The following is a 12,754-nucleotide window of genomic DNA, read 5'->3' as shown; positions in this document are numbered from 1 at the left end:
ATCCCAAAAGATACGGGCCTTTTTTTATTGGATTAAAACTTTGGAGGAAGGGATGCGAGTATTAAAGTTTGGTGGTTCATCCTTATCGGATGCTGAGCGTTTTTTACGCGCTGCAGAAATCATCGCAAATAACGCACAGCAGGAAAATACGGCAGTTGTGCTTTCTGCACCGGGCAAAACCACGAATAAATTGGTCGCGGTGATTGAGACCGCATTAGCGCAAGGTGCGGTTGAGCCAGCTGTGCAAGAATTGCAAGCCAGTTTCGCCGCGCTTTCGAGTGCGATTGCAGAGCAGTTACCGACGATTGATTTGAGTGAGTATCATGCTCAAGTGACCCAATCGCTGGATCAATTAGGTAAATTTGTTAGCGGTATTCGCTTATTGGGCATGTGTCCTAATAACGTCAATGCGCGCATCATCAGCAAAGGTGAGCGCATTTCCATTCAATTAATGCGTGCCGTACTGCGAGCCAAAGGGCATGCAGTTAATCTGATTGACCCTGTCGAATACTTACTGGCTCACGGCGACCATCTTGAAGCTATGGTGGATGTCGATGCATCGACTCAGCGCTTTGCTCAAAATCCACTACCGGACAATCATGTGCATATCATGCCAGGTTTCACTGCTGGTAATGAAGACGGTGAGTTAGTGACGCTTGGGCGCAACGGGTCAGATTATTCTGCCGCTATTTTGGCTGCGTGTTTGCGAGCAGAGTGCTGTGAGATTTGGACGGACGTCGATGGCGTGTTTAACTGCGATCCTCGGCTGGTGGAAGATGCTCGCCTATTGAAGTCTCTGAGCTATCAAGAAGCAATGGAGCTCTCTTACTTTGGCGCGTCAGTATTGCACCCTAAAACTATTGCGCCGATTGCTCGTTTCTATATTCCGTGTCTCATCAAAAATAGCTTTAATCCTCAAGGCGCAGGCACGCTCATCGGCCAAGATACAGGTGAAGATAAACTGGCAATCAAAGGCATTACCACACTCAATAAGCTGACTATGGTGAATGTATCAGGGCCAGGTATGAAGGGCATGGTTGGCATGGCCAGCCGAGTCTTTGGTGCGATGTCGGCTGCGGGTGTATCGATAGTTCTTATTACCCAGTCCTCTTCGGAATACAGCATCAGTTTCTGTATTGAAGCTCAAGATAAAGTCCGTGCCAAACAGGCGCTGTGCGATGCCTTTGAACTCGAATTAAAAGAGAACCTACTAGAGCCTGTTGAGTTTCTTGATAATGTCGCGATTGTGACACTCGTTGGCGATGGCATGCGCACCTCGCGCGGTGTGGCGTCTCGCTTTTTCTCATCACTGGCTGAAGTCAATGTCAATGTTGTGGCGATTGCGCAAGGATCTTCTGAGCGCGCGATTTCGGCGGTGATCCCAGAAGATAAAATCTCTGAGTCGGTCAAAGCGTGTCATGAAAATCTGTTCAATTCTAAATACTTTTTAGATCTGTTTGTTGTTGGCGTCGGTGGCGTTGGCGCTGAATTAGTGGATCAGGTTTATCGTCAGCAATCAAAGCTTGCTGAGCGTGGTATTGTGATCCGCGTGTGCGGCCTTGCCAACAGTAAAGGCGTGCTGCTTGATGGCGCAGGTCTACCACTTGAACACTGGCGCGATCGCATGCAAGGGGCGAGTGAGACATTTTCACTCGCGAATTTGTCGGCGCTGGTGCAGCGTAACCATATCATCAACCCGGTATTGGTGGATTGTACCTCGAGTGAGGCGATTGCCAGCCAATACGCTGATTTTCTAGCGGCAGGCTTCCACGTTGTCACACCGAACAAAAAAGCCAACACCGCCAGCATGTCCTACTATCACCAGTTGCGCGATGTTGCTCGTCAGTCTCGCCGTAAATTGATGTATGAGACAACGGTTGGTGCGGGATTGCCGGTTATTGAAAATATGCAAAATCTCATTGCCGCCGGTGATGAGTTAGAACGCTTTATTGGCATTTTATCCGGTTCGCTTTCATACATCTTTGGCAAGCTTGACGAAGGGATGACGCTGAGTGAAGCGACACTGATTGCCAAGCAAAATGGGTTCACTGAACCTGATCCTCGAGATGATCTTTCTGGCTTGGATGTGGCGCGTAAACTTCTGATTTTGGCGCGTGAAGCGGGTATGGCACTTGAGCTTGACGATGTGGTGATTGAGAAAGCACTGCCGCCAGGGTTTGATGATTCTGGTTCTGTGGATGAATTTATGGCACGCCTACCTGAGGCTGATGCCTACTTTAAGCAGCTCGCTGAAGATGCTGCAGAGCAAGGCAAAGTGCTGCGCTATGTGGGGGAAATTGATAACGGTAAATGCCGAGTCAGTATTGCGGCGGTGGATGAAGACGATCCTATGTTCAAGATCAAAAATGGTGAAAACGCTCTCGCCTTCTATAGCCGCTATTACAATCCCATCCCACTGGTTTTACGTGGTTATGGCGCAGGCACTCAAGTGACAGCTGCTGGGGTTTTCTCAGATGTCATGCGTACGCTTGGCTGGAAATTAGGGATGTGATCATGAGCTGTGATATGGATGTGGTGGTCTACGCGCCAGCGTCGATTGGTAATGTGAGTGTTGGGTTTGATGTACTCGGCGCGGCGGTTTCACCGATTGATGGGGCACTGCTTGGCGATAGAGTGAAAGTCGAACGGGGTGATGCTCCGTTTACGTTGCGTACCGCAGGTCGTTTTGTGGATAAGCTACCGACCGAACCCACCGAAAACATCGTTTATGATTGTTGGCAAGTGTTTGCTCGCGAACTCGACAAATTAGGCCAGTCGATTAAACCTGTGACCATGACGTTAGAAAAAAATATGCCGATAGGCTCAGGGTTGGGCTCAAGTGCGTGCTCTATTGTTGCCGCGCTGGATGCGTTAAATCGATTTCACGGTGAGCCGCTTGATGAAATGGCACTCCTTGCACTGATGGGCGAGATGGAAGGCAAGATCTCAGGTGGCATTCATTATGATAATGTGGCACCGTGCTACCTCGGTGGATTGCAGCTGATGCTTGAAGAGCTTGGTATTATCAGTCAGTCGGTTCCGTGTTTTGATGAATGGTATTGGGTAATGGCGTATCCGGGCATTAAAGTGTCTACAGCCGAAGCGCGTGCTATTCTTCCGGCTCAGTATCGTCGACAAGACGTGATTGCCCATGGTCGTCATCTTGCCGGGTTCATTCACGCATGTCACTCTGGTCAGCCAGAGCTTGCCGCATCGATGATTAAAGACGTCATCGCAGAACCTTACCGTGAGCGACTATTACCAGGGTTTGCCGCCGCACGCCAATACGCAATGAGCGCAGGGGCGTTAGCCTGTGGTATTTCAGGCAGCGGTCCGACACTCTTTAGCGTCTGTAAAGACTACGATGTCGCTCAGCGTGTTGCGCGCTGGCTAGAAGAGCACTATGTGCAAAATGAACAGGGATTTGTCCATATTTGTCGCCTTGATAAACAAGGTGCAAGAGTTACAGGAAGTGAGCTATGAAGCTGTACAACATAAAAGAAAATGACGAGCAAGTCTCTTTTGCTCAAGCGGTTCGTCAAGGGTTAGGACGTAACCAAGGGCTGTTTTTCCCTGAAGCGCTGCCGGCGCTCAGTGATGTTGATGGGTTGCTCGAACAAGATTTTGTCACCCGCAGTAGCGCTATTTTGTCTGCGTTGATTGGCGATGAATTGGCTCCAGAGCAAGTTAGTGCGATGGTTGATGCCGCGTTTCAATTTCCAGCTCCGATCAAATCGGTAAAAGAGGGTGTTTACGCACTCGAGCTATTCCACGGCCCAACACTTGCCTTTAAAGATTTTGGTGGCCGCTTTATGGCGCAATCACTTGCGGCGGTCTCTGATGGTGGAAAAATCACGATTTTGACCGCAACATCAGGGGATACTGGTGCCGCCGTGGCACATGCCTTTTATGGCATGGAGAACATCAATGTCGTGATTTTGTATCCAAAAGGAAAAATCAGCCCGTTACAAGAAAAACTCTTTTGTACACTGGGTGGCAACATTCATACCGTGGCAATTAATGGCGACTTTGATGCGTGTCAGGCGCTGGTGAAGCAAGCGTTTGATGATGCGGAGCTACGCCAAGAAATCGGTTTGAATTCGGCTAACTCAATTAATATTAGTCGTTTGATGGCGCAAATTTGTTATTACTTTGAAGCCGTTGCACAAGTGCCTGCGGCGCAGCGCGACAATCTTGTTGTGTCGGTGCCAAGCGGTAATTTTGGTAACTTGACGGCTGGGTTGCTAGCAAAAGCTCTCGGCCTGCCGATCAAGCGCTTTATCGCCGCAACCAATGTTAACGATACCGTACCGCGCTACTTAGAAACGGGACGTTGGGAGCCAAAACCAACCATAGCGACCACATCCAATGCAATGGATGTCAGCCAGCCCAATAACTGGCCACGTATTGAAGAGTTATGCCGAGTGAAAACATGGGGGCTTGAAACTCTTGGTAAAGGCGCGGTGACTGACGAGCAAAGTGCAGCGGCTGTACGTGAATTGAATCAGCTCGGTTACTTATGTGAACCTCATGGCGCAATTGCGTACCAAGTGCTAAATCAGCAGCTTCAAGCTGATGAGACAGGGCTATTTTTGTGTACGGCGCATCCGGCGAAGTTCAAAGAAGTGGTGGATGATATTTTGGGTGCCGATATTGAATTGCCAGCACCTTTGGCAAAGCATGCCAAATTGCCACTGCTTTCAGCTGAGCTTGATGCAGATTTTGACGCGTTGAAAGTGATATTACGCCAAGTGCAGGCTAAGTAAGATTCCCAGCCTCGTTTGAAATGGTTTGGATATCAATACAATAAGGGCGCTCAATGAGCGCCCTTAACATGTCTGTCACTCCAGTATCAACTGGCGCAGTCTGCCCATGAGAATGGGCAGTTTATTCATTACAGTGATTCAGTAAACGTACGCGCGATAACGTCACGCTGCTGTTCAGCGGTCAGTGAGTTGAAGCGTACGGCGTAACCAGAAACACGGATAGTGAGCTGAGGGTAGTTCTCTGGATGAGCTACCGCGTCTTCTAATGTTTCACGACGCAGAACGTTCACATTAAGGTGTTGGCCACCTTCGATTTTTGGCGCAGCTTCAATGGCAATATCGCGTGACTCGTATTCACCAAGATCGCTTACCGCGATCACTTGGTCAGTTTCATAGCCAGCAGATGCTGCCACACAACGGGCTTCGTTGGTTTCTGAATCGATCAACCAGATAGAGTTTAATAGGTTGTCGTTTGCTGATTGAGTAATTTGAATACCTTGGATCATGACTCTCTCCTATCCACTATTCTTGTGGTTTTTGTTTAAGTTTTACAAATTTTGTTGAACTGTCACCATTATATAGTCAATTCCCACAAAAAAGATATTGATTTATGTCAAATAACAACAAAATTTTGAATTTGTCCATGGTGGATTTGTTGCGTTAAATCAAGAAAACCTTTGAAAACTCCAATGTAAAAAATTATCTTAGGTAAATAGACTCAGTATGCTGGCACGGTTTTGGCGTCGATATTGTTGGTTTTAGCTCGATAATGTTGTCAAAAAACATCATATAGGGTTTATTGAGCGTGTCGTTTTTTAGGTGAAATGTGTTTTTAAGGGGTTATTGTGTCAACAGTTCGTTCAAACAAATGGATCGGTGCTCACGTCTCTGCTGCTGGTGGCGTTGAAAATGCGCCTTTGCGCGCCCATGAAATTGGCGCAACTGCGTTTGCGCTGTTTACTAAAAATCAGCGGCAATGGGTGGCAAAACCGCTTGAGCATCACTCGATTGAAGCCTTTAAACGCAATTGCTCGCGACTTGGTTTTCGCCCAGAACAAATTCTACCCCACGACTCCTATCTGATTAATCTGGGCGCGCCAGATCCAGAAAAATTGGCCAAATCGCGCGCGGCATTTATTGATGAGATGGCACGCTGCGAACTGTTGGGCTTAACGCTACTGAATTTTCATCCCGGCAGTCATTTAAAACAGACCTCAGAGGCGGAGTGTCTTGCGACGATAGCGGAATCGATTAATCTTGCGCATCAAGCGGTTCCTAATGTTGTTGCCGTGATTGAAAATACCGCAGGCCAAGGAACGAACTTAGGTTGGCGATTTGAGCACTTGGCGCAGATCATTGCCTTGGTTGACGATAAATCTCGTGTCGGGGTTTGCCTTGATACTTGCCATACGTTTGCTGCAGGTTACGATTTACGCACTTATGATGCCTGTGAAACAACCTTTGCCGAGTTCGATAAAATTGTCGGTTTTGAATATTTGCGTGGCATGCACATCAATGACTCTAAAACTCCGCTCGATAGCCGTGTCGACCGGCACCATTCGCTTGGCAAGGGTGAAATTGGCGCGGCATGCTTTGAATACATAGCGCAAGATAGTCGCTTTGATGGCATTCCATTGATCCTTGAAACCATTGACCCTGATCTGTGGCCGCAAGAAATTGCTCAGCTTCAAGCGTGGCATCAACAAGCGCTTACGGTAGAATAGAAGCTTTAGCGTGAGAGCGCCTCACGCCTTCTTTTTCTTGAATTAAGAGTCGACAATGAACCCAACGCCAACATGGTCAAGTCTTATTGCCTTCGAACAGCAGCAAGACTATTTTCAACATATTCGCGATTTTCTTCAGCGTGAGCGCGTCAGTGGCAAAGTGATATATCCTGCGGAAGATAATGTGTTGAGCGCGTTTGAGGCGACTGAATTTTCTCGCGTTAAAGTCGTTATTCTTGGCCAAGATCCATATCATGGCGCAGGGCAAGCGCATGGTTTGGCGTTTTCTGTTTTACCTGGCGTGAAAATCCCGCCGTCTTTAAAGAACATCTACAAAGAGCTCAGCCAAGATATAGAGGGGTTTTCCGCGCCCAATCACGGTTATTTACAGCACTGGGCCAACCAAGGCGTTTTGTTGTTAAATACTGTCTTGACGGTGGAAGAGGGCAAAGCTCATTCACACGCTAAGATTGGCTGGGAGCAATTTACTGACGCGATGATTTCAGCGCTGAATTCGCAGCGCGACGGTTTGGTTTTTTTATTGTGGGGCGCGCATGCGCAGAAAAAAGGCCAAGCGATCGACGCCACTCGTCACCATATTCTCACTTCAGTACACCCTTCTCCACTTTCAGCGCGGCGTGGTTTTTTTGGATGCGGTCATTTTTCACAAACTAATCAATATCTGACCGGCAAAGATATGACGCCGATCGATTGGCGACTTCCTCAAACGGTTGAATGCGGGTTGCTTGATTAAAAATTGAGCAAGATCTAAAAGTGGCGGAAAAAGCTCGTTTACACTGTTACGTGAGTGTTAAGTTTTGGTGGTAAAACATCATGATTTAGCAGTGTCCGTCAGTGTTAAGGAGAGATGCCGATGATGATCGAACGGATAAGGCGCGAACATGGTTACATGGTTCGTTTGCTCGGTCTGCTGCGACAAAAGCTTAATCAGCTACAAGCCGAGCAATCCATCAACTATAGCCTTGTCGCTGAGATAGTGACTTACTTATCTCAGCACTCAGAGCGTGTACACCACCCAAAAGAAGATCTGCTTTACCATTACTATCAAGCCCATTATGGACAGCATCGCATTATGACGAATCTAGAACGCGAGCATCATCAGTTGGCTACGCAAACGGCCCAGTTTGCCGAGCTAATGGAGATGATTTTGCATGATGCCGTTGTGCCTCAGGGGCTATTTATTGATCAGTTGACCCAGTTTATTGAAGCTCAGCGTCAGCACTTAGAAATGGAAGAGCGTTTGGTATTGCCTCTGATTGTCGAACAATTTACGAATGAAGATTGGCTGCAGGTCGAAAAAGAGTGGCATGTATCAGAAGACGATCCGGTATTTGGTGCCACTATCGCCGACGGTTACAAACAGCTCGCCGAGCGAGTTCGTGATAGTGAATTAGAGTGTGTATAAAAAAGAATGTAGTTATCTCTTTCATACTTGAAGCGGCAGAGCCAAAGGCGCGTAAGGTGAAGGCGTCTTTGGCCGGCTAGTGCGGTGGTTAGAGTTTAATATCTGCGAGATGATAATCTGCACAGCAGTCCATTTCACGCAGCTCTTTTAGCAAACTGCGTCGATCGTTCATTGCTTCGATTTCCCGCCACTTCCTTTTCACGGGTTTTGCGCGAGTACGACTTGCGTTGCCAGCGCTCATTTCCAGTAGTTCATCAAATTGAAAGCTGTCCATACGCTACCTCTCTGGTTAACCATTTTGTTCCGATCTTCTTAGTAACACAGCCTATTCAAGAATAACTTTGACACATTTCGCATTTGTGTCGCCGTGATGACGTTTTTGTGTGAAAGCAAAAGTGAAATCACATTTTTTACCTGGGTCAAATGAAGATACACCAGGTTAATTGTCTAAAAATTAAGCACTTAATGCGACGAAAACGTTTTTTTGACAAATTTTTTCTTGTTAATCGCCTGTTTCGTTTGAGCTTGAATTTGCGAGCAAGGCACGCTTTAGAGGTTGAATGATCATGGTGGGGCGAACATTTTTAATGAAAGTGCCATGAAGCCAGTGTCAGTCCCGCTTTGCTATGCTGATCCTCTCTCTGGTAGTTAAGAAAAACAATCTTTGTACGTTAACAATATGATGTGGTTATGTTGCGCTAATGTGTATTGGTGTGGGGTGTGTTGGTTAACTGCTAGTGGTGTTTTAGTGAATTTTTTACATAAAATGCAGTTTGAATCATATTGATTTCTGCGATCTGAATCTGCATTATCCGCTCGGTCAAATTTACGCTAGTACGTGAAAAGGACGCATGAGGCGCGATTCACGATTCTAAACCGCAATGGCCAGAAGGCTGCACGTAGACTGACACTTGCGATGGCGGTTTGGTGGAGGGCTGGGAGCAAAGACTGGCGTCACTCACATTGAGGTACAAATGACAGATTTAATCACATTATTGAATGATCTCCTTTGGGGCTCAATCCTAGTTTATTTATTAGTGGGTGTGGGCGTATATTTCACGGTACGTCTCGGGTTCATTCAATTTCGCCATTTTGGCCACATGTTTTCGGTTTTGAAAAATAGCCGTAAAGCGGATAACGCTGGGATCTCTTCTTTCCAAGCACTTTGCACTAGCCTTGCCGCGCGTGTTGGTACCGGGAACATGGCCGGTGTTGCTGTTGCGCTCACCGCCGGTGGCCCTGGCGCTATCTTTTGGATGTGGCTCATTGCCATGTTGGGTATGGCAACCGCTTTTGCCGAAAGTACGCTTGCTCAATTGTATAAGACCAAAGACGACGATGGTAATTACCGTGGTGGTCCGGCGTACTATATGGAAAAAGGTTTGGGAATGCGCTGGATGGGCGTGTTGTTCTCAATCTTCCTGATTATCGCGTTTGGTCTGGTGTTTAACGCAGTTCAAGCCAACTCGATTGCCAATGCCATGCATACTGCGTTTGGCTGGAACACATTGTATGTTGGCTTAGCGGTTGTGGCGCTATCTGCTGTTGTGATTTTTGGCGGAATTAAGCGTATTGCCCGCGTTGCGGAATTGGTTGTTCCTGTTATGGCCTTAGCATATCTCGCGCTCGCGCTGTTTATTATGCTGAGTAATATTGAGCAAGTGCCTGCGGTGCTAACTTTAATCGTGAAAAGTGCGTTTGGTTTGCAAGAAGCCGCAGCGGGTGGCCTTGGTTATGCAATTGCTCAAGCGATGATCAATGGGATCAAACGAGGTCTGTTTTCTAACGAAGCGGGTATGGGTTCTGCGCCAAATGCCGCGGCATCAGCGACGCCATACCCACCGCATCCTGCTTCTCAAGGTTATGTACAAATGCTTGGTGTCTTTACCGATACGATTGTTATTTGTTCGGCAACGGTTGCGATTATTCTAATGTCTGGTGAGTACTTGGGCATCAATACGGAAGTGACCGGAATTGAATTAACTCAGCGCGCATTGAGTGCGCAAGTGGGTGAGTGGGGCAGTATTTTTGTTGCCGTGGCAATATTCTTCTTTGCTTTCACCTCCATCATTGCCAACTACTCATACGCGGAAACCAATTTGATTTTCCTTGAGCATAACCACAAAGCCGGTTTGGGCCTATTCCGTCTTGTGGTGCTTGGCATGGTGATGTTCGGTGCCATGGCATCCTTACCTGTGGTTTGGACGCTCGCAGACGTTTCTATGGGGCTAATGGCGATCGTTAACTTGGTCGCGATTATTCTGCTTTCGAGCATTGTGATTAAACTGGCTAAAGATTATAACCGCCAGCTTAAAGAGGGTAAGGTGCCCACTTTTAATGCCGATGATTTTCCTGAATTAAAATCTCAGCTTGAAGAGGGGATTTGGGACAAGAAATTCGATTAATCAAAATTGATTGTTTCAATTAATTCAATTGTTAAAGCCATGCAGACATTGTGTGGCTTTTTTTGTACTCTATTTTGATAATCGGCCTCGCAAATGAGGCGTGCTAGGTAATAAAGGATGTGATGCCATGTTAATTGTTGTTTCTCCCGCCAAGACGTTGGATTATGAGTCGCCATTGACGACCCAGAAGACGACTCAGCCTGATCTTATTCCATACAGCAAAACCTTGATTGACCTTTGCCGGCAGTTAACGCCCGCTCAAGTTGCTCAATTGATGAAAGTGAGCGATAAGATTGCGGATCTTAATGTGGGCCGTTTTCAAGATTGGCAAGAGCTTCCGACAACTGAAAATGCACGTCAGGCGATATTGGCATTTAAAGGGGATGTGTATACCGGGTTACAAGCCGAACATTTCAGTGACGCCGATTTTGAATACGCGCAGTCGCATCTGCGTATGCTATCGGGTCTTTATGGCGTATTAAAACCATTGGATCTGATGCAGCCATACCGATTAGAAATGGGCACCAAACTTGCCAATGATAATGGCACTAATTTATACCAGTTTTGGGGTTCGGTGATCACGGAAACGCTAAATCAAGCATTGTCTGAACAAGGCGATAATGTGTTGATAAATCTTGCTTCAAATGAGTATTTTAAGGCCGTAAAACCCCGTGAATTGGATGCGCAGATCATCACGCCGATTTTTAAAGATGAAAAAAAGGGTCAGTACAAAGTAATCAGTTTTTATGCCAAAAAAGCGCGAGGCATGATGGCGCGTTACATTATTGAAAATCGGATTGATAGTGTGGCGAAGCTGACGCAATTTAATACCGATGGCTACTATTTTGTTGAAGAAGAGTCATCACCGACAGAGTTGGTATTTCACCGCGCAGAGCAGTGATAGATTAAGGGTTGGTCACCTTAGTGGTACCAACCCTTTTTATCATCCTCTATTTTTTCACGCTCTTTTTCTTTGGTGCGCTTTTCTTACTTGTTGGCTTTTTGCTGGCACTTTTTTTCGTTGCACTCTTTTTCGTGTCGGTTTTTTTCTTTTTCTTGAAGACCGATTTTTTGTGCTGTGGGCGCATCTCTTTGATAAAGCGCTCTTTGATCTCTTCTTTAATGTAGCGAGCCACTCGGTCGATCATCGGTTGATCGTGCGCTTCGATGAGGGAGATTGCTGACCCTTTTTTGCCCGCGCGAGCAGTGCGGCCAATGCGGTGCAGATACACATCTGCGGTGCGAGGCATGTCATAGTTGATAACGTGCGATACATCGGGCAAATCGATACCTCGAGCGGCCACGTCGGTCGCTAGCAAGACATTAACGCTACCCTCACGAAAGCGCGCAATAGCGTTATTACGGCGATCTTGTGGCATTTCACCTTGAATCCACGCGCAGTTGATTTGAGCGCTTTCCAGCTGCGCGCGAAGCTCTGCCAGACGCTCTCGAGTTTTAACAAAAACAATGGTGCGTTCAGCTTGTTGAGTCAAAATGTGTTTCAGTAGCGCAAGTTTATGCTCTGCGGTATCGGCGCGGTGATACCATTGGGTGATTTTTTTACGCTCACGCAACGGCGATTTTGCGTCGATCTCCGCAGGATCGGTCAACAGATCGGCGGTGAAGCCTTCCACCCCTTTTCCTTCCAAAGTGGCAGAAAAGAGTAGAGTCTGTTTACGCCAGCGACACTCAGAAGAGAGGCGATCCACCGTTGGGCCAAATCCCATATCCAGCATTCTGTCAGCTTCATCTAAAATCAACCACTCAATCGCACGACAATCAAAGCGTTCGGCTTCAATGTATTCCATCAAACGCCCTGGCGTTGCCACCACAATGTCTTGGGTTGTCGCTAAAATATCGGCATGTTCTTGGTACTGAACACCACCGGTAATGGTAAAGATGTTTAGCTTGGTGTTTTTCGCTAATGCACGGGCTTGATCCGCCACTTGCATCGCCAATTCACGTGTGGGGGTTAGGATCAAAACACGAGCAGGCCCTGGCTTGCGACGTGGAAAGTCTTGCAAGAACTGTAACGCTGGCAGTACGAATGCCGCCGTTTTCCCCGTTCCGGTTGGCGCGGAGGCGAGAATATCGCGACCATCCAATGCTTGTGGGATCGCTTCAGCCTGAATTTTTGTTGGGCGATCAAAGCCCATCTCTTCAATGGCTTCTAATAGGTTTGAATCAAGATCAAGCTCAGCAAAGGTTCTGATCACAGGTAAGTCTCCACAAGTCGAGCGGGGATAAATTAAAGGGCACGTATTATACACTCAACTTACGTCAAGATGCGAGTCTATACCCGTCCTACTTGAAGTTGCAGCGCTTTTTGTTACAAAGTAAGGGACGGGCACTCCCAAACCTCATCACATAGTTTATCTATGTTCACGAAGTGCTCAGAGGCTTTGTTCGTTGGTCGCCTACCTGCATCTTCAA

11 protein-coding genes are annotated in these 12,754 nt (G+C 47.1%); 8 read left to right on the top strand and 3 right to left on the bottom strand.

The window, feature by feature from the left end; translation table 11 throughout:
- Window positions 1-52 precede the first annotated feature (52 nt).
- Genes thrA through thrC form a run of 3 tightly spaced genes read left to right on the top strand, consistent with a single transcriptional unit; the run spans window position 53 to window position 4,766 of the window.
- A complete protein-coding gene (gene thrA / locus HGP28_RS05075; RefSeq protein ID WP_168835378.1) occupies window positions 53-2,512 on the top strand; it encodes a bifunctional aspartate kinase/homoserine dehydrogenase I in 2,460 nt (819 codons plus the stop codon).
- Window positions 2,513-2,526: 14 nt separating this feature from the next.
- On the top strand, window positions 2,527-3,483 hold the full coding sequence (gene thrB / locus HGP28_RS05070; protein ID WP_168835561.1) for a homoserine kinase: 957 nt from the start codon (window positions 2,527-2,529) through the stop codon (window positions 3,481-3,483).
- Entirely contained in the window at window positions 3,480-4,766 is a 1,287-nt protein-coding gene (thrC, locus tag HGP28_RS05065) for a threonine synthase (protein WP_168835377.1), read from the top strand. Before thrB ends, thrC begins: the two co-directional genes overlap by 4 nt.
- A 128-nt stretch (window positions 4,767-4,894) precedes the next feature.
- Here thrC and grcA read toward each other — a convergent pair whose 3' ends face one another.
- A complete protein-coding gene (grcA, locus tag HGP28_RS05060) occupies window positions 4,895-5,272 on the bottom strand; it encodes an autonomous glycyl radical cofactor GrcA (protein WP_168835376.1) in 378 nt (125 codons plus the stop codon).
- A gap of 336 nt (window positions 5,273-5,608) precedes the next feature.
- On the opposite strand from grcA, the gene nfo reads away from it, so the two are divergent.
- The 3 genes from nfo (at window position 5,609) to HGP28_RS05045 (ending at window position 7,916) form a co-directional block, all read left to right on the top strand.
- Window positions 5,609-6,490, top strand: coding sequence for a deoxyribonuclease IV (gene nfo, locus HGP28_RS05055; RefSeq protein ID WP_168835560.1), 882 nt, complete (start codon window positions 5,609-5,611; stop codon window positions 6,488-6,490).
- Window positions 6,491-6,545: 55 nt separating this feature from the next.
- Window positions 6,546-7,244 carry a uracil-DNA glycosylase gene (ung, locus tag HGP28_RS05050; protein ID WP_168835375.1) on the top strand — a complete coding sequence of 233 codons (699 nt, stop codon included), beginning with the start codon at window positions 6,546-6,548 and terminating at the stop codon, window positions 7,242-7,244.
- 120 nt (window positions 7,245-7,364) lie between these two features.
- Complete coding sequence (locus HGP28_RS05045) at window positions 7,365-7,916, top strand: hemerythrin domain-containing protein (protein ID WP_168835374.1); 552 nt, start codon at window positions 7,365-7,367, stop codon at window positions 7,914-7,916.
- An 88-nt stretch (window positions 7,917-8,004) separates the two neighbouring features.
- On the opposite strand, the gene HGP28_RS05040 is transcribed toward HGP28_RS05045, so the two are convergent.
- Complete coding sequence (locus tag HGP28_RS05040; protein WP_168835373.1) at window positions 8,005-8,190, bottom strand: DUF3545 family protein; 186 nt, start codon at window positions 8,188-8,190, stop codon at window positions 8,005-8,007.
- A gap of 700 nt (window positions 8,191-8,890) precedes the next feature.
- Between HGP28_RS05040 and HGP28_RS05035 the strand changes: the two genes are divergently transcribed.
- Both HGP28_RS05035 and yaaA read left to right on the top strand, forming a co-directional pair.
- The gene (locus HGP28_RS05035) at window positions 8,891-10,321 is read left to right on the top strand and encodes an alanine/glycine:cation symporter family protein (RefSeq protein ID WP_168835372.1); all 1,431 of its coding nucleotides are present in this window, start codon (window positions 8,891-8,893) and stop codon (window positions 10,319-10,321) included.
- A 127-nt stretch (window positions 10,322-10,448) separates the two neighbouring features.
- Window positions 10,449-11,222 (top strand): peroxide stress protein YaaA, encoded by a 774-nt coding sequence (gene yaaA / locus HGP28_RS05030; RefSeq protein ID WP_168835371.1) that lies wholly within the window; start codon window positions 10,449-10,451, stop codon window positions 11,220-11,222.
- A gap of 49 nt (window positions 11,223-11,271) precedes the next feature.
- Here the strand turns inward: yaaA and srmB are convergent, their stop codons facing one another.
- On the bottom strand, window positions 11,272-12,537 hold the full coding sequence (srmB, locus tag HGP28_RS05025) for an ATP-dependent RNA helicase SrmB (protein WP_168835370.1): 1,266 nt from the start codon (window positions 12,535-12,537) through the stop codon (window positions 11,272-11,274).
- Between the last annotated feature and the right edge of the window lie 217 nt (window positions 12,538-12,754).

Origin of the sequence: Vibrio agarilyticus (assembly GCF_012641465.1) — a bacterium.
GTDB lineage: Bacteria > Pseudomonadota > Gammaproteobacteria > Enterobacterales > Vibrionaceae > Vibrio > Vibrio agarilyticus.
The sequence above is the reverse complement of the archived record's forward strand: the minus strand, read 5'-3'. Positions and strand labels throughout refer to the sequence as shown.

Excerpts from the sequence above, each read along its gene's own strand:
- thrA (WP_168835378.1), top strand. The coding sequence starts at position 53 with ATGCGAGTATTAAAGTTTGGTGGTTCATCCTTATCGGATGCTGAGCGT.
- thrB (WP_168835561.1), top strand. The coding sequence starts at position 2,527 with ATGGATGTGGTGGTCTACGCGCCAGCGTCGATTGGTAATGTGAGTGTT.
- thrC (WP_168835377.1), top strand. The coding sequence starts at position 3,480 with ATGAAGCTGTACAACATAAAAGAAAATGACGAGCAAGTCTCTTTTGCT.
- grcA (WP_168835376.1), bottom strand. The coding sequence starts at position 5,272 with ATGATCCAAGGTATTCAAATTACTCAATCAGCAAACGACAACCTATTA.
- ung (WP_168835375.1), top strand. The coding sequence starts at position 6,546 with ATGAACCCAACGCCAACATGGTCAAGTCTTATTGCCTTCGAACAGCAG.
- HGP28_RS05045 (WP_168835374.1), top strand. The coding sequence starts at position 7,365 with ATGATGATCGAACGGATAAGGCGCGAACATGGTTACATGGTTCGTTTG.
- HGP28_RS05040 (WP_168835373.1), bottom strand. The coding sequence starts at position 8,190 with ATGGACAGCTTTCAATTTGATGAACTACTGGAAATGAGCGCTGGCAAC.
- HGP28_RS05035 (WP_168835372.1), top strand. The coding sequence starts at position 8,891 with ATGACAGATTTAATCACATTATTGAATGATCTCCTTTGGGGCTCAATC.
- yaaA (WP_168835371.1), top strand. The coding sequence starts at position 10,449 with ATGTTAATTGTTGTTTCTCCCGCCAAGACGTTGGATTATGAGTCGCCA.